18 protein-coding genes, 1 other RNA gene and 1 riboswitch are annotated in these 16,326 nt (G+C 44.0%); of the genes, 3 read left to right on the top strand and 16 right to left on the bottom strand.

All coding sequences use genetic code 11. From position 1 onward, the window contains the following. From AC4CV5_RS14745 to kdgR, 8 genes are all read right to left on the bottom strand, one after another. Positions 1-1,098 carry a type III polyketide synthase gene (locus tag AC4CV5_RS14745; RefSeq protein WP_490923095.1) on the bottom strand — a complete coding sequence of 366 codons (1,098 nt, stop codon included), beginning with the start codon at positions 1,096-1,098 and terminating at the stop codon, positions 1-3. Positions 1,099-1,168: 70 nt separating this feature from the next. Beyond that, entirely contained in the window at positions 1,169-2,485 is a 1,317-nt protein-coding gene (gene pbuX, locus AC4CV5_RS14740) for a xanthine permease PbuX (RefSeq protein WP_166851515.1), read from the bottom strand. After that, entirely contained in the window at positions 2,482-3,066 is a 585-nt protein-coding gene (gene xpt, locus AC4CV5_RS14735) for a xanthine phosphoribosyltransferase (protein ID WP_166851512.1), read from the bottom strand. The genes pbuX and xpt overlap by 4 nt, the downstream gene beginning before the upstream one ends. A 90-nt stretch (positions 3,067-3,156) precedes the next feature. Beyond that, positions 3,157-3,256: riboswitch (purine riboswitch) on the bottom strand. 141 nt (positions 3,257-3,397) lie between these two features. Further along, the gene (gene ypwA / locus AC4CV5_RS14730) at positions 3,398-4,903 is read right to left on the bottom strand and encodes a carboxypeptidase (RefSeq protein WP_490923094.1); all 1,506 of its coding nucleotides are present in this window, start codon (positions 4,901-4,903) and stop codon (positions 3,398-3,400) included. A 114-nt stretch (positions 4,904-5,017) separates the two neighbouring features. Next, positions 5,018-6,010, bottom strand: a complete 993-nt coding sequence (gene kdgT / locus AC4CV5_RS14725; protein ID WP_166851506.1) for a 2-keto-3-deoxygluconate transporter — start codon at positions 6,008-6,010, stop codon at positions 5,018-5,020. A gap of 43 nt (positions 6,011-6,053) precedes the next feature. After that, the gene (gene eda / locus AC4CV5_RS14720) at positions 6,054-6,644 is read right to left on the bottom strand and encodes a bifunctional 4-hydroxy-2-oxoglutarate aldolase/2-dehydro-3-deoxy-phosphogluconate aldolase (protein WP_326221742.1); all 591 of its coding nucleotides are present in this window, start codon (positions 6,642-6,644) and stop codon (positions 6,054-6,056) included. A gap of 1 nt (position 6,645) precedes the next feature. Next, on the bottom strand, positions 6,646-7,620 hold the full coding sequence (gene kdgK / locus AC4CV5_RS14715) for a 2-dehydro-3-deoxygluconokinase (RefSeq protein ID WP_326221741.1): 975 nt from the start codon (positions 7,618-7,620) through the stop codon (positions 6,646-6,648). A gap of 37 nt (positions 7,621-7,657) precedes the next feature. Further along, on the bottom strand, positions 7,658-8,677 hold the full coding sequence (kdgR, locus tag AC4CV5_RS14710) for a pectin utilization transcriptional regulator KdgR (protein WP_166851498.1): 1,020 nt from the start codon (positions 8,675-8,677) through the stop codon (positions 7,658-7,660). A gap of 221 nt (positions 8,678-8,898) precedes the next feature. Here kdgR and kduI point away from each other — a divergent pair, with 221 nt between their 5' ends. Next, a complete protein-coding gene (gene kduI, locus AC4CV5_RS14705; RefSeq protein WP_166851495.1) occupies positions 8,899-9,726 on the top strand; it encodes a 5-dehydro-4-deoxy-D-glucuronate isomerase in 828 nt (275 codons plus the stop codon). 1 nt (position 9,727) lies between these two features. Then, a complete protein-coding gene (gene kduD, locus AC4CV5_RS14700) occupies positions 9,728-10,492 on the top strand; it encodes a 2-dehydro-3-deoxy-D-gluconate 5-dehydrogenase KduD (RefSeq protein ID WP_222143041.1) in 765 nt (254 codons plus the stop codon). Positions 10,493-10,535: 43 nt separating this feature from the next. Here kduD and AC4CV5_RS14695 read toward each other — a convergent pair whose 3' ends face one another. Both AC4CV5_RS14695 and AC4CV5_RS14690 read right to left on the bottom strand, forming a co-directional pair. Further along, positions 10,536-12,461: an ATP-dependent DNA helicase gene (locus tag AC4CV5_RS14695; RefSeq protein WP_166851489.1), complete on the bottom strand. Its 1,926-nt coding sequence runs from the start codon at positions 12,459-12,461 to the stop codon at positions 10,536-10,538. Between the two features lie 102 nt (positions 12,462-12,563). Further along, positions 12,564-12,755, bottom strand: a complete 192-nt coding sequence (locus AC4CV5_RS14690) for a hypothetical protein (protein WP_166854644.1) — start codon at positions 12,753-12,755, stop codon at positions 12,564-12,566. A 162-nt stretch (positions 12,756-12,917) separates the two neighbouring features. On the opposite strand from AC4CV5_RS14690, the gene AC4CV5_RS14685 reads away from it, so the two are divergent. Then, positions 12,918-13,070, top strand: a complete 153-nt coding sequence (locus AC4CV5_RS14685; protein WP_010327933.1) for a YpzG family protein — start codon at positions 12,918-12,920, stop codon at positions 13,068-13,070. 52 nt (positions 13,071-13,122) lie between these two features. Here AC4CV5_RS14685 and AC4CV5_RS14680 read toward each other — a convergent pair whose 3' ends face one another. The 6 genes from AC4CV5_RS14680 to AC4CV5_RS14655 form a co-directional block, all read right to left on the bottom strand. Next, a complete protein-coding gene (locus AC4CV5_RS14680; RefSeq protein WP_490923093.1) occupies positions 13,123-14,280 on the bottom strand; it encodes a THUMP domain-containing class I SAM-dependent RNA methyltransferase in 1,158 nt (385 codons plus the stop codon). Positions 14,281-14,378: 98 nt separating this feature from the next. Continuing rightward, positions 14,379-14,760, bottom strand: an RNA gene (gene rnpB / locus AC4CV5_RS14675) — RNase P RNA component class B. 65 nt (positions 14,761-14,825) lie between these two features. Beyond that, complete coding sequence (gene gpsB / locus AC4CV5_RS14670; RefSeq protein ID WP_003225629.1) at positions 14,826-15,122, bottom strand: cell division regulator GpsB; 297 nt, start codon at positions 15,120-15,122, stop codon at positions 14,826-14,828. Between the two features lie 75 nt (positions 15,123-15,197). Further along, complete coding sequence (locus AC4CV5_RS14665) at positions 15,198-15,743, bottom strand: SLOG family protein (protein ID WP_166851483.1); 546 nt, start codon at positions 15,741-15,743, stop codon at positions 15,198-15,200. Positions 15,744-15,831: 88 nt separating this feature from the next. Next, the gene (cotD, locus tag AC4CV5_RS14660) at positions 15,832-16,056 is read right to left on the bottom strand and encodes a spore coat protein CotD (protein ID WP_080010318.1); all 225 of its coding nucleotides are present in this window, start codon (positions 16,054-16,056) and stop codon (positions 15,832-15,834) included. An 83-nt stretch (positions 16,057-16,139) separates the two neighbouring features. Beyond that, positions 16,140-16,268, bottom strand: a complete 129-nt coding sequence (locus AC4CV5_RS14655) for a hypothetical protein (RefSeq protein ID WP_119996594.1) — start codon at positions 16,266-16,268, stop codon at positions 16,140-16,142. Between the last annotated feature and the right edge of the window lie 58 nt (positions 16,269-16,326).

The raw sequence follows: 16,326 nt of genomic DNA, 5'->3' as shown, positions 1-16,326 counted from the left end.
TCAAGCCCCCTTTCCCCAGCTGAATAACAGCAGCTCTGATGAAAATCCCGGCCCTAATGCGCCAATCAGTCCCCGTTCTGCTTCCTTTTTATGTCCGTCCAGCAGATGTTCTTTGATCACATACAATATTGTGGCTGAAGACATATTTCCGTGCTTTTGCAATATGCTTTGTGCAGATGAAAGCTTTTCTGGTGACAGCTCAAGACTTTTGATGTAGGCATCGATCACTTTTTTTCCGCCTGGATGCGCTAAAAAAACACTGATATCACTGAATGACAGCTGATGTTTGTCCAAAAAAACCTGTACATTTGTTTTGAGCCATTTTTCCACCAAAGTCGGAATATCTCTTGAGAAAATGACTTTGAATCCTTGATCAGTAAAATCCCAGCCCATGACATCTTCTGATTGTTTCATCAAAACAGATTGGGAATCCGTTATTTTCGGCACAAGCTTCTGTTTTGACATCCTGCGGTCCGCCTTCTCTCCGCATAATAATGCTGCAGCAATGCCGTCGCCAAAAAGCGAGGTGCCGATCAGATTGCTTTTCGTTTTATCTTCCGGTTGGAAAGTCAGGCTGCACAGCTCAGCAGCAATGACGAGCACGAAAGCTTCAGGATACGCTTTGCAGTATTCGGCTGCGCGCGCAAGTCCGCTTGTTCCTCCTGCACAGCCGAGCCCCCAAAGCGGAATCCGCTTTGTATATGGAGAAAACGGAAGTTCATTCATGAGCCGCGCCTCGATGCTCGGTGTGGAAAGGCCCGTGCTGGAGACGAAAAAAACAGCATCCACTTTCTCATAAGGAATGGCTTCTTGAAGAAATTCAGGATGAGAGAGGCACTCCCGAACAGCCTCTCTGCTATGCTTAAGCGTTTCTTCTATATATATTTGATTTTTTTCTTCAAAGCTGTGATCCTCTTTATACCATTCAATCGGCTTAACAAATTGTCTCGAGTGGATTTGCCCGTTTTTAAAGGAGGTTAACAGCCGGTCAATATCCTTAAAGGAGTACTGAAACATATTGCGGGCGAACTCAGCCGCTTTCTCTTGGTTTACATCGTACGCAGGAAGACTTGTTCCGATGGATAAAATAAATGCCATGCGATCACCTCTTTGATACATTGTGCCGCAACGATCTTTTTTATATGCAAAAAACTCCGCCGCGGCGGAGTTAGACTGCTGTTTTTCGCTCAGTGATGTCAGCTTTTTGTTCTGTTTTTTTGGCTTTAGAGAATACGTTATATACAATATTCAAGACTACTGCAGTAAAGCTGCCGGCAACAATTCCGTTTGTCGTAAGTAGCGTTAAGGCGCTTGGAAGCTGCTTAAAAATATCCGGCACAACTGTCACACCGAGACCTAGACCCACTGAGCAGGCAACGATCAGCAGATTTTCCTGTTTTGCAAAATCAATGCGGCTTAGCATTTTGATTCCGTAAGCGATCACCATTCCAAACATCGCCACCATTGCCCCGCCCAAAACAGCAGATGGAATAATGGTCGTGAAAGCAGCGATCTTCGGAAATAGTCCAAATGCCATTAAGATCACACCCGTGACAACAATGACGGCATTTTTCTTTATTCCTGTGAGCTGCACAAGTCCGACATTTTGAGAAAATGCCGTGTAAGGAAAAGCGTTAAAAATACCGCCCAGCAGCACAGCCAGCCCTTCAGCGCGATAGCCTTTAGACAAATCCTTCTCTGTCAGACGGCGGTTCGTCAGGTCACCTAAGGCAAAGTAAACACCCGTTGATTCTACAAGGCTGACAATCGCAACGATGGACATCGTAATAATAGGCGCTGTATGAAAAGACGGCGCTCCGAAGTAAAACGGCTGAATCATTTGAACAACTGCCGCGTCCGAAACGTTATCAAATTGGACTTTTCCCATAAAATAAGCGATGAAAGTCCCAATCAAAATACCGATCAATATCGAGATGGATTTAATAAAGCCTTTTGTAAAACGGTATAGAAGCACAATGATACTCAAAACGATAAAGGCGAGAGCAAGATTGGAGAGATCTCCGAAATCTGCACTTCCTTCTCCGCCGGCCATGTTATTCATTGCAACCGGCATCAGTGTAATACCGATAATCGTAACAACTGAGCCTGTCACGACCGGCGGAAAAAACGATACGAGCTTTCCAAAGAAAAATGAAATCAGAATGACAAGAATGCCTGAAGCGATAATACTTCCGTAAACCGCTGAAACCCCGTATTCAGATCCAATTGCAATCATCGGCGATACAGCTGTAAATGTACAGCCAAGCACAACCGGAAGCCCAATCCCGAAAAATCGGTTGCTCCACACTTGCAGAAGTGTTGCCACACCGCACATAAAAATATCAATTGATACCAAGTAGGTCAGCTGTTCGACAGTAAGGCCCATTGCTTTTCCGACAATCAAAGGAACGACAATGGCACCGGCATACATAGCGAGCACATGCTGTATCCCTAAAGACAGCGTTTTGCCAAATCCGTTTTTCATGAATGAACCTCCTGTACGAAGGACACTTTTCCTTCTTCCAGGGATTGAATTCTTGCCAAAGATTCCACCCGATAGCCCAGCTTCACAAGTTCATCTCTTCCCGGCTGAAAAGACTTTTCAATGACAATGCCAAGTCCCGCAATAGACGCACCCGCCTGCTTCACAATCGACACGAGTCCGTGTGCTGCTTGTCCATTTGCCAAAAAATCATCGATAATCAGTACATGATCCTGATCCGACAGGTGGGTTCCTGAGACTGCGATTTGGCTTTCTGTTTGCTTTGTAAAGGAATAAACAGACGCTGTCAGCAAGTTGTCGGTGAGAGTTAATGATTTATGTTTTCTCGCAAAGACAACAGGCACCCCCAGCTTCAAGCCTGTCATCACAGCGGGAGCGATTCCAGATGATTCGATTGTCACAATTTTAGTAATACCGTCTTTTGCAAATCTGGCCGCAAATTCGTCGCCGACTTTCTGCATCAGCAATGGATCAATTTGGTGATTCAAAAAAGAATCCACTTTCAATACCTGATCAGATAATACGACGCCTTCTTCCTCTATTTTCCGTTTCAGTGCTTCCATCCTGTCTTACCTCCGTTATGAGAATAAAAAAAGCATTGCCCGCTCAAAAAAAGAGCAAGCAATGCTGATATAACAAAAAACCGTACAGATGCGGTCTCATTGCTCACTCATAGTCGGACATTTACGGTGCCCGGTAGAAACTTGCGTGCCATATCCACGCGATTATATGAGTGTTCCTATGATATTGTAATAAATTATATCAAGATTCTCATCTCTTGCATAGACGGAAAATGAAAATTTCCGAACTTTATTTTCATTTTCCGAAACATCATTCGTCTTTCAAGGGATTCCAATCTAAAAGAGCCTGACGGACGGGCCGCCAGGCTTTTGATTACGACAGATAGAGATTTGAATATTTGCTTGACAAATAGTCGATCAAATAGCGTACATTCAGCTCTTCTCCTGTTGCATCTTGAATAATGTCTAACGGCTTTTTCCGTTTTCCGTGAATGTGCACCTTTTCCGTCAGCCACTGCTTTATCGGATGAAATTCCCCTCTTTCCAAGAGAGTGTCAAATTCAGGAAGATCCTCAAGCATTTTTTGTTTCAGCTGAGCTGCATACATGTAACCGAGCGCATAGGATGGGAAGTAGCCGAAATCTCCTCCTGCCCAATGGACGTCCTGTAAAATTCCCTCTGCGTCCGTCTGCGGTGTAATCCCTAAATAATCTTGGTATTTTTGATTCCAAAGCGATGGCAGTTCTTCCACTGACACTTCATTGCTGAAAATCGCTTTTTCAATTTCATATCGGATGATAATATGAAGAGGATACGTTAATTCATCCGCTTCAACCCTGATAAATGAGGGTTTTGATTCATTGATTGCCCGGACAAAATCATCCAGAGAGATGTCCTTGAACTGTTCAGGTGATGCTTCTTGAATCTTCTTATAGTACGGTGTCCAAAAATGCTTGTTGCGGCCGATAAAATTCTCGTAAAATAATGATTGAGATTCATGGATTCCCATTGATGCACCGTCTGATAAGTTCGTCCCGCTCAGTGCCTCGTCAATATTTTGCTCGTATACCGCGTGACCGCACTCATGAATGGTGCCAAAGATCGCCGTACGAAAATCTTTTTCATCGTATCTCGTCGTGACCCGAACGTCTCCGCGGTTCATCGTGGTCGCAAATGGATGAACAGTTTCATCAAGCCGTCCGCCATCAAAATCGTAGCCAAGCTCCTGTAAAAAATACAGACTAAGCTCTTTTTGCTTTTCTTTCGGGAACGCTTTTGTGATAAAGCTTGTATCTGGTTTATTTTCTGAAGCTGTCACCTGTTTAACAAGAGGAATAATCGCTTCCTTGAGCTCGGAAAACAGCTGATCAAGCACCTTTACCGTAACACCCGGCTCAAACAAATCAAGCAATGCATCATAAGGATGTTCTTGATAACCCCAATACGTAATAAAACGTTTATTGAATTCAATCAGCTGTTCTAAATAAGGGGAAAACAAGCTGAAATCAGATTTTCCTTTCGCTTCTTCCCACGCAGTTTCTGCCTTGGAACACAGAATTACGTATTCCTTGTATTCAGCTTCAGGAATTTTTTTATTCTCTTCATACTCTTTTTTCGCCAGCTCCACTGCCTTTTTCGTATCTTCAGACAAGTCATCAAATCGATCATACAGAGCATCGATTAGCTCCTTCATCCGATCCGACGTCTGGATGTTGAATATATCTGTTGAAAGCTGGCCGATGCTTTCCGCACGGTCCTCTGAGCCGTTTTTTGGCGCACCTGTTCTGGAGTCCCAGTGCATTAAAGCAACTGCTTCACTGTAATGTGAGATTCTTTTTAAAAGATCAAAAAATTCCTTTTCATATGTATGTATCTCCATATCCATTCCCTCCCTATTCTAGCCGTTCCATTACAGGCTAATGGAAGGGGGTATGAAAGTCAAATTGTTTGTATAAGAGGCTGCCGGTATTTTGGACGGCAGCCTTCTGTGGGTTCAGTTGATTGTCATTTGATTTTTTGGCGGCGGTGTTTTCCGCTTTTTATCATTGATTTTTTTATCCACCCACACTGTTGCAAGCGGGGTTAATAGCGAGGTAACAATAACGCTTGTCGCTATGATTGCAGTTGCCGATTCAGCAATTGGTGCAAACGAAGCATTCGCTTCTGCTAATGCGTATGGCACAGCTACAGCCGCCCCCGCCGTAGAAGAAGCCGCCACACCCGCCACACCGTCTCCCCGCGCGACAAAACGATCAAGCAAAAACAAGGAGCTGCCCGATAAGATGACGACAGAAACACCGATAAAAATCCCAAGCAGCCCTGATTGGATCAGCATTCCAAAATTCAAGGTGTTGCCGAGCGAAAAGGCAAAAAACGGGATGATCGCCGGCACAACCTTGCTGAATAAGTCTCTGAGATCATGATCAAGATTTCCAAGTATACAGCCGAGTAAAAATGGGATGACGGTCGCTGCCAGCGTTTCCCATGGGAATGCGGCAAGTCCTGTCACACCAAACGTCACCATGGTCATAAAAGGACCTGATTCTGTACTGATAAATGCGAAAGCGCCCGCATCCTCTTTTCTTCCCATATGGTTCATGAGCGCCAAATACAGGCCGCCGTTCGTTTCATTCATTACCGCGACAATGGCTAAAACAGAAAGACCTGCAAAAAAGCCGGATTGTATGCCTTCATCAGGTATAAATTGCGCTGCGATCACGCCGAGCAGCGCCGCAAATCCGACCTTCCCCAATAATAATGTGATTCCTTTCCTTGCAATGTAGCCTGAAGAACGAAAATCAATCGTCGCTCCTACGCAAAAGATAAAAACACCCAGTATCGGCAGCGTTCCGGTAATCAAAGCACCCGTAAAACCTCCAAAGAACTCCGCTGTTCCAGGTGCAAACGTATTGAGCGCCGCTCCCAGAAACAGCGGAATAATCATCATTCCGCCAGGTACCCGTTCAATTGTCGCTTTGATTTTCATATGTGGATTCTCCCATCCTCCGGTTATGAAAAAACATGATCCCTTACACTTGGAAAACAGCCTGCAAATCCTCTTTTGAACAGCTGCCCAGCTGGCTTCCGACACCAACGGCACCAGCTCCGGCTTTGAGCCAATCCGGCACTTCAGACGGATGTATCCCGCCTGTCGGAATAAAGGTCACCTGCGGGAAAGGACCCGCTAAATTTTTCATAAACGGGATGCCAAACACACCGCTTGGGAATAGCTTCAATGTAGTAAAACCGCATGTCAGCGCTTCCATAATTTCGCTCGGAGTCAATACGCCGGGGATATAATGTGTTTTTAAAAAAGAAAGATGTTCAGCTAGGTCAGGTGAAAAACCCGGACTGACAATAAACTGCGCGCCAGCCTCAGCAGCTTCTCCCGCTTGCTGCGCAGTGATGACCGTGCCCGCGCCGATCAAGATATCTTCTCTATTACTGAAGGATTTGATAATATCTGATGCCCCAGGCGTCGTATAAGTCACTTCAACCGCACGAATCCCTTTGTCTAGTAAACTCTCAATCTGCTGACAGGCCTCCTGTGTATCCTTTGAGCGAATGACTGCAATCAGCCTTGCTTCTTTCAGACGGTTTTCAACGTTTTTAGACTCCATATTAATAATCCCCTTTCTTTTGGTAAACCGTTCTTTGAGCAGATAAAAACGCAGCTAATTTCTCCCTGGTTGGCAGGCCGTCCATATCCCCCGGTGCCTGAACTTGCAAAGCGCCAATCGCATTTCCCCGTTGCACCGCATCCTTGTACGACAATCCGTCAAGGATTCCGCTGATCACCCCGACTGCAAATCCGTCTCCGGCACCGACTGTATCAACCACCCGATCGACCCGGAAACCTTCTGCAAATCCTTCACTTGTTCTCGTTTTAAAGTAAGCACCTTCTTTTCCGAGTTTAATAGCGACAAAGCTTACACCTTTTTTCAGATAATAGTTGGCAATGCCTTCAGGTGTTTTTTCTCCGGTCAATAGCTCTCCCTCTGCGATCCCGGGGAAAAACCAATCTGCAAGCCCAGCCAAATCATTGATTGTGTGTACCATTGTTGCTTGATCAGGCCAAAGCGATGGCCTCAAATTGGGATCGAGTGAAATCGTCCTCCCGGCGTTTCTCATGTCGTTCATTACATGATACGTGAAGTCTTTCATATCGGCTGACAAAGCAGGCGGAATGCCTGTGACATGCAAATGGCCAGCGGATTGAAAATAATCTCTCGGATATTCAGCAGAAGTTAATGTGCTTGCAGCTGAGTTTTTTCTGTAATAGGTAACTTGCGGATCTCCTTCTTTCACTTTTGACTTCAGCAGCAGACCGGTTGGATTTCCGTCCTGCGAGCGGATCACACGGGACACATCCACTCCCTCTTTTTTAAGCTCCTGTAAAATAAATGTTCCAAGCTGATCATTTCCAACCTTGCTCATCCATCCCATCTGAAATCCGAGTCTGGCCAGGCCGCAAGCGACATTGCTTTCTGCTCCGGCCAGCCCTTTAGAAAAAGTGGATACTTCATGAAGGCCTCCATACTCATTTGCGTAAAACATGGCCATCGATTCCCCGAATGTCACCGCATCAAGCTTCATTTCTTCCCAACCTCCTCTTAGTTGAGGGCACCTAGGATTAAAGTGACTGTCTCATGATGACTTCTGCCTCTAATTCAATGGTTTGAGGCGCTCCCTTGTCACCTTCAATCCTTTTTAATACACGTTCCATCGCCGTCCTGCCCATATCATGTGACGGCTGGGCGATCGTTGTAATGCCCGGACCGATCAGTTTATACCATTCCGTATCATCGAACCCAGCAATCCCTATATCTTGAGGGATGCGCAGACCAAGCTCTTCCATACAGCTGATGATTTTCAGCATAATTAAGCCGTTCAAAGCCAGAATCGCTTTTTTTTGCCCCGGCATCTCCTTGTGAAAAGAACGAAGCGCCGCCTTAAGCTGCTCCTTGTTTTTCACGTCAATTTCATACATTCTGACAAGCCCGTTCGTATTTTGGGCCGAAGCCATTTCCTGGTACACAGCTGCTCTTTCTGCACGAGGGCTGATTGATGAAATTGGTTCGGTAAACAGCGCGACATCAGTGTACCCTTTACTGTAAATCTTCTGAAGAATCTCTTTTGTAATCCTTCTATTGTCAGTCGTTACCGTATCCAGTTTCAGATCCGGGAGTTTCCGGTCAATTAATATCGTTGGAATTTGCTGTTCAGAAAAGGCGTGCAGTACATCCTTGTTTTCTCCGGTTGCGTTTAAAATGAGCCCTTCAACCGAATGGGCTTCAAGCTTTAAGAGCATTTCCCGCTCTTTTTCAGGACTGTTATCTGTGTTGCACACCATAATGCTGTAGCCAAATTGATCACAAACCTCTTCGACTCCCCTGAAAGCCGCAACCGAAAAAGGATTTGTAATGTCAGCTACAACAAAACCGATTAATTTGCTTTTTTTTATTTTCAAACCTTGCGCCATTTTACTTGGCCGATAATTCAATTCTGCAATTGCCTTTTTAATGTTTTTCACTTTTTCAGGAGAAATCGCATCAATTTTTCCGTTGATATAGCGGGAAACTGTCGATTTCGAAACTCCTGCATATTCAGCTACGTCTTTGATGGTCGTATGGCCTGTTGTTTTCTTTTTCATTCAAGTGCTCCTGTATCTCATATATTTGAAACCGATTTCAAAACCGTTACAACAAAAGAATACCATATTTTTTAAAATAGGAAAGAGTTTTTTTAATAATGTGCTTATTCACAATTTTTCCGTTGACTCTTTTCGCTATTTATCCTAAAATTTTCTTTGAAACCGTTACCAAAATATTTTCATTCAAGTGAGGCCGAAATCCTAACCAAGGGGGAAATATAATGGAAAATCGTTATTCTGTACACCCTGAACAAGTAAAGCGCTTTACAACAGAGGAGCTTCGCAGTCATTTCTTAATGGATACTTTATTTACGGAAAACAAACTGACGATGTATTACTCGCATGAAGACCGGGTTGTCATCGGCGGTGCGGCTCCAGGGCAAAGTGAACTGAAGCTTGACGCCGGAGATTTCCTTAAAACAGACTTTTTTCTGGAACGGCGTGAAATCGGGATTATTAATGTCGGCCAGCCTGGCGCTGTCAGGGTCGGTGATGATGAATATGTGCTCCAGACAAAGGATTTTCTCTATATCGGAATGGGCAATCAAGATGTAGCATTTACAAGTCTGAACGGAGAACAAGCTAAATTTTACTTCGTCTCCGCTTGTGCGCATCAAAGCTATCCGACGCAAAAAGCCGCACTTTCTGAACTGACACCGGACCGCCTAGGCGATGATGCAGCGTCTAATGTCAGAAGCCTGTACAAAGTCATTCATCAAGATGGCATTAAAAGCTGTCAGCTTATGATGGGAATTACGATGCTAGATCCAAACAACAACTGGAACACCATGCCTGCACATGTCCATGACCGCCGGATGGAGGCTTATCTTTACCTTGATCTTGAGAAGGATTCGAAGGTGTTTCACTTCATGGGCCAGCCGGACGAAACACGCCATCTAGTTGTCGGAAATGAGCAGGCTGTCCTTTCTCCTGCCTGGTCTATTCACTCTGGTGCAGGAACATCAAACTACAGCTTTGTGTGGGCGATGGCTGGAGAAAACTACACATTCACGGACATGGATGTCGTTCCGATGGATGGGCTGAAATAGAATGAGTTATCTACATGACGCCTTTTCATTAGAAGGAAAAACAGCACTGGTAACAGGGCCGGGAACGGGAATCGGTCAAGGAATTGCCAAAGCGCTGGCCGGAGCTGGCGCTGATATTATCGGCACATCACATAAAAGCAGTCTGTCTGAAACACAGCAGCTTGTAGAACAGGAAGGCCGAACGTTTACATCTTTTACATTGGATATGAGCAAGCCAGAAGCAATAAAGGATTCTGCAGCTGAGCTGTTTGAAAACCGGCAGATCGACATCCTTGTCAATAATGCCGGCATTATTCACCGGGAAAAAGCGGAACATTTTGCAGAAGAGAACTGGCATCACGTACTGAATGTCAATCTAAACAGCTTGTTTATTCTGACACAGCTGGCAGGCAGCCACATGCTGAAAAGAGGTTATGGAAAGATTATTAATATCGCCTCTCTCCTGTCTTTTCAAGGCGGTATCCTCGTTCCCGCTTATACAGCGAGCAAACACGCGGTTGCCGGTTTGACAAAATCATTTGCAAATGAGTGGGCAGCGTCCGGTGTTCAGGTTAACGCCATCGCCCCTGGCTATATTTCTACAGCGAATACACAGCCTATTCGGGATGATGAAAAGCGGAATGAGGACATTTTAAAGAGAATCCCTGCCGGCCGCTGGGGCAAAGCGGATGATATCGGCGGGACTGCAGTCTTTTTGGCATCACGTGCTTCAGATTATGTAAATGGGCATATATTAGCAGTTGACGGCGGCTGGCTATCCCGCTGACAAATCAAAAAAGCTGACGAACACGATCGTCAGCTTTTTTCTATTACATCATATGCGGTTCAACAGGCAAGACCTTTTTGACCTCGTTCATGATGCGTTCATTTTCTCCGCCAGCGTAAATGTGAATCGAGCCACTGTCTTGATTCGAACGAATCAGACGCCCGATGCCCTGCCGTACGCGTAATAACATATATGGCAGATCAACTTCTTCAAACGGATCTTTTTTCGCCCCGTTGCGTTTCGCTGTAAATACAGGATCATGAGGCGGGAATGGCAATGACCAAATGGTAACATTCTTCAATGCGTCACCAGGAATATCGAGTCCTTCCCATAAGTGAACCGAACAAAGTACTGTTTCCTCTTCCTCTTGGAACTTCTCCACTAAGCTGCTGATTTCTTCATCACCTTCAAAGAAAATCGGATACGGCAGCTCCCAAGCCGCCGACAGCTTCTTAAATTCGTTTAATTCCTCAAAAGAAGGGAAAAGCACTAGCGTTCTGCCTTTATAACGCTTGATTGTTTTAATTGTTTCAGCCGTTTTTTGTTCAGCCGTCATCTCTGTTTTTGCATATAGATTAACGGTCATTTGCTCGTCATAATCATAAGGAGAATCAACGGTTAACGACAAATAATCGTGAATCCCCAGACTGTCAGCAATATAATCAAACGAACCGCCTTCTGACAGCGTAGCAGAAGAAAAGATATAAGGAATTTTCTTAGAAAACACTTTTTCGCCCAGCACTTCCGCTACCGTTCTCGGCATTACAACAAAGGTTGATTCTGCTTCCTTTTTCTCCAGCCAGCTGATCGCATCCTTTTGATATAGAGATAATGAATACGCCATTTGTTCAACATATTCTTCCACAACTGACAGCTCGTATTGATCAATCGTGTACATCTCAGACTCGAACACGAGAGCCTCACCGATTTTATCAAGCAAACGGCAAAGCTCGTCCGCCGCCTTTTTGACACGCTGGTCATTTTTTATTTCTAAACGGTGTGAACCAGCTACTTCTTTTGATTCTTCAGAGAGAACATAGAAAAATTCATCGTTTGCAGCAAGCGCATCTTCAATCAGTTCAGCAAACTCTTCTCTGATGTCATTTTGAAGCAAACGTTCCAAAAACAATTCAAGAGTAGACTGCTTCACTCTGTAGGTTAATGCTTTTTGTGCAGCAAACTCTAACAGATGCCCTTCATCAAATACAACTGCACTGTGATCAGGCAAGAGCGGCAGCTGGCCCTCTCGTTTGCGCGATTCTTCCGTCCATACATGCTCCATATAAAAATCATGGGAACAAATGATTAAGTCGGTTGACTTACGGTAATAATCTCTGGAAAGCGTCAAACCGCATCTGTGTCTCATATCACAAGTCAGACAATCCTGAAACGAGTCGTAGCTTACTTCAGACCATTCTTCATTCGATAGATTAGCGTACTGCTTACGGTCGCCATACGGATAAAAGCGCTGCATCGCCTGTGATTCATGGACAAATGACGGTAACGACTCATAAAGATCCAGCCATTTATCATCATCAGATCGCTGCATCGTTTTTTCAAGCTTCTTTAAGCATAAATATTGCTCATGTGACTTCGACAGCCTTGTATCAATTTTCAGATCGAGATGCTCAGCCAGCTTTGAAATATCGCCCTCTTTTTTTACTAGCTGTTCGATTAATGTTTCATCAGCACAAGCGATAATGGCAGGTTTGCCGACATATCTAGCATAGCTGATCGCGAAAAGAAGATAAACCAGCGTTTTCCCCGTTCCCACTCCAGCTTCGGCAAACATGACTTTTTTCTCTTTAAACGCCCGCTCCAGCTGAAAAGCCATAAATACTTGCTCATCCCGAAGATCAAACCCTTTTTCGGGAAGGATATCGTAAAACACGTCACCAATCCAATTGTTCAATTCTTCATAAAAATTCTTTGTTTTCGTTAAAGAAAAAGGCAAACGTGATGTTGTCACCTAGTTCCAACCCCCAACTATTCAACATTCAGACCACCAATAATATCATTTCCTACTGATGAATACAATAAAAAAACTTGGCAAAGCCAAGTTTTTTGCTACTTACTTCCGATTGATCACATGCGACGATAAAAAAGGATGGTCTGTTGAAAAAATATGTTCCACCGCTTTTTCTAAATCATTTTGCGCATGCGACATCACAGACGGAGACAAATCAGCCCCGAGCTCCTTCAGCTCGTTGGCTGTTGCGTCAAGCGCCCTTTGAATAAGATTAATATGTTCGCTGTTCAGCATGAGATCACCTCTGATGGAAATAATCATCATTGTATGCGAACTTTTCATTTTATATACATGCTTTCCGCATGTTATCGCCGAAACTTGCACAAACTACATTCGATATTCCGTAACCGGATTATCCGTCTTATCAACAATATTCTATCAGGGAGTGATGTTGACATGAGTTATAGAAATCGATTAGATCAGCATTCTGAACTGTTTCATCATAATTGGACGCGGCCTAAACGTTCTAAGTCTCAAGTAAACGGTCACACTGAAATGTCCCAAACCAACATTATATTGAGAAGCAATGCGAAAGCGCACCGTTGGTAACGATAGAATATGGCTGAAAGATGAAAGAAGACGCATGCAGAGCGTCTTCTTTTTATGCGTTTTCTGTTTTCTTGCGCTGCGGTCTTACTCTTGACCAGTATTGATAATAATCCGTTTTAATAAATCCGTTAAAGAGCTTTCGTTTCTTCGTCGCTTTTCTGCCGTATGCTTCCTCAAAATTCTCATTCGAAGTCAGCATATACACAGACCAGGTATCAAGAGGTTCGAACGCCTGTCCCATTTCTTTGTACATCTGCTCAACGGCTTTTTTCTCACCAAGACGCTCTCCGTATGGCGGATTGCCGACAATCACGCCAAAATCCAAAGGTGTCGTGAAGTCTTTGACCTGCATCTGCTTAAATTCGATTAAATCTCCCAAGCCTGCTTCCTCTGCATTTTCTTTTGCGATTTGAACCATGCGGTGGTCGATGTCGCTTGCAAATATCGTAAGCGGCTGGTCATAGTTCGCCTTTTCTTCGACTTCAAGGCGTGCTTTGTCCCACAGCTCTTTACCAATCCATCCCCAGTCCTCTGAGACAAAATCGCGGTTAAAGCCCGGGGCGATATTTTGGCCGATTAACGCGGCTTCAATCGCGATCGTTCCGGAACCGCAGAAAGGATCGACAAATGGACGGTCCGGGGTCCAATTGGTTAATTGCACTAAAGCGGCAGCAAGTGTTTCTTTAATCGGCGCACCGCCTTGGTCGACACGGTATCCTCGTTTGTGGAGGCCTGTCCCAGAAGAATCCAGTGTAATAACCGCTTGATCTTTCAATAAAGAAATTTCCACCTTATACTCGGCACCTGTTTCTTCAATCCAGTCATTGGCTTTGCCGGACTGCAGCTTGAGCTTTTCGACTATCGCTTTTTTGACAATCCGCTGACAGTCGGGAACGCTTGCAAGTGTTGATTTTACCGATTTCCCGATGACAGGGAATTTCCCGTTTTCAGGTATAAATGAGCGCCAGTTAATCGCTTTCGTTTTTTCAAACAGTTCATCAAATGTCTTCGCTTTAAAAGAAGCAACCTGGACCTTTATACGGTCGGCTGTTCTAAGCCAAAGGTTTGCACGGCAAATAGCAAGCGCATCGCCTTCAAAAATAACTTTTCCGTTATCAACCTTGCATTCGTATCCTAAATCTCGTACTTCCTTTGCGACAACAGCTTCAATGCCCATCGGCGCCGTTGCAATTAGTGTATACTTCTTCATCGTATCACCCTGTCTTTTAAAACTTTTCTTTTCAAGATAAAAGCTCTCCTTATACGGGAGAGCTTGTTTTCATCATTTTAAATGTAAGTGGTCTAACGTTCTGTAAGCCATGTTTTGTTCCGTCGTACTGCAAACGGCTCATCACCTCGTACTCAGGCGGCAATCATCTATCTACAGAAAGCATTCTGTCCTTCTCTCCGTTGAATTCCGTTAAGAAGGTTCCCCTACCAAAATTTGGGTTTCTCGCTCGAGGGGTTTACCGCGTTCCACTCTCACCATTTCTAGTGAGACTTCGTCACTGTGGCACTTTCAAGGATACTCAGCCATATCCAAAGGACGTAGGCTTTTTTCCTGCCGTCAGCCTATCAAGGCTGCCCTAGCTTATGACTTCGCTAGGCACGAACACTACGGGCATCTCAGCACCGTGCGAGCATGGACTTTCCTCTACAGATTCAAGATCTGCAGCGATTACCCGAACGTTAAGAACAAGAATTATTATATAACAACTGTTTGCAATTTACAAGCACCATTTTTTTCAAGCGCGATCAATCATAAAGCTTGCTGCCAAAAACGTGTTTTTCTAAGTTGGACAGCCGTTTTAAAATATCAAAGTTCGTTGTGTTAGATTGCACAGGCTGTTTTTTGCTGGCTTCTTCAAGCTGTTTTTTCAGCTGCAGATTTTCCTGCTGCAGTTCTTCAATTTCTTGATGGAAGGTTTCATAATCCTTAATAATCATATCTAAAAATTTGTCAACGTCTTCTTGCTTGTAGCCTCTAACGCCTGTTTTAAATTCTTTTTCCAAAATTTCTTTCGCAGAAAGCTTAACTTTATCAGCAAGCATCTTTTTCACCTCGTATCGTGAATCATTACATATATTTTTTCAGAAATCTGTACGGTTGTCAAATTTCTCTTATTGCTATGAGTAGCTGTCTTCCTCTACTGTCACTCTTAAGTCATCCATTGTGATAAAGTAAATGGGGTAGCCATCCTGTTCGCGTCTCTTTTCAGCCGTCTCAAGCATGTACTTTGGAGATCCTTCCATCTCAGGATCATATAAAAGCATCAGCGCGTCTGATTTTTCTATGAAGAACTGATTTTTTTGTTTAAACTGAAGCGGGCTTTCATACGGCCTGTGAGTCAGGCTTTCTTCATAGTCAGCCTGTGCCAGAACAGCTTCATAAAGCTCTTTATTAGGATCTTTCCAGTTCTTTTCCTGATCGTAAAAAGGGGTAATCACAGCTACCTTTAAATCAGGGTATTCCTCCTGCAGATCATATGCAGCTTCAGCCGCCCACAGTTCCGCTCCAAGCTGGCCCGATATTAAAATCCATTCTAAGCCCTCATCTAAAAATCCGATCAGCCGGTTTTTGATCGCTTTTTTTATGTAATACAGTGCCTTATCATCCTGTTTAAAAATCCCGAGTTCAAACGGCTTGTATCCTGTTACTGCCAATACTTTCATTACTTCACCTGCTTTAAAAAATGGGGCTCCCATTGGGCCCCATTTTGATGTGCTGTTTGTTTACACCATCAAGCTGCACGTTTCCATACTAGTCGCAGCAAGGTCTTCCTGCTTGAAAATGCTGATGCGTTGCCGGATCAACATTTGAGAAAGTGTGTGGAAAGTAGTGAACGTGCTGAAAATGCTGGTGATTTACGTTTGTTGTGTGCTGTGGGTGAATGTGCGGCACGATAGTATTTGAAAACGTATGGTGTTCACAGCAATGAGTAGGATGGACAATCGGCGCCATCATGTGCGGTCTGCAGTGATGCATGATTAAATCCCCTTTCCATAAACTTTATTACATTACTAAGCTATGAAAAATAAGGGGTACATGTTCTAATACAAAGACCTATTTTAAAAGTGTACAATTAAACTGTCTTTAAAATTTGAAAACACAAAAGCAATCAAAAATACCACAACAAAGAACAAGTAAAAAACACCCTTATACATACCAACTCTCCCTTTAAAAATAACTAACGTCATTTTACAGGATTCGGCGCTATTCTACAACAAAATCAATGTGAATTCAGCAAAAAAAATT

Source organism: Bacillus sp. NS1 (assembly GCF_058248265.1).
The sequence above is the reverse complement of the archived record's forward strand: the minus strand, read 5'-3'. Positions and strand labels throughout refer to the sequence as shown.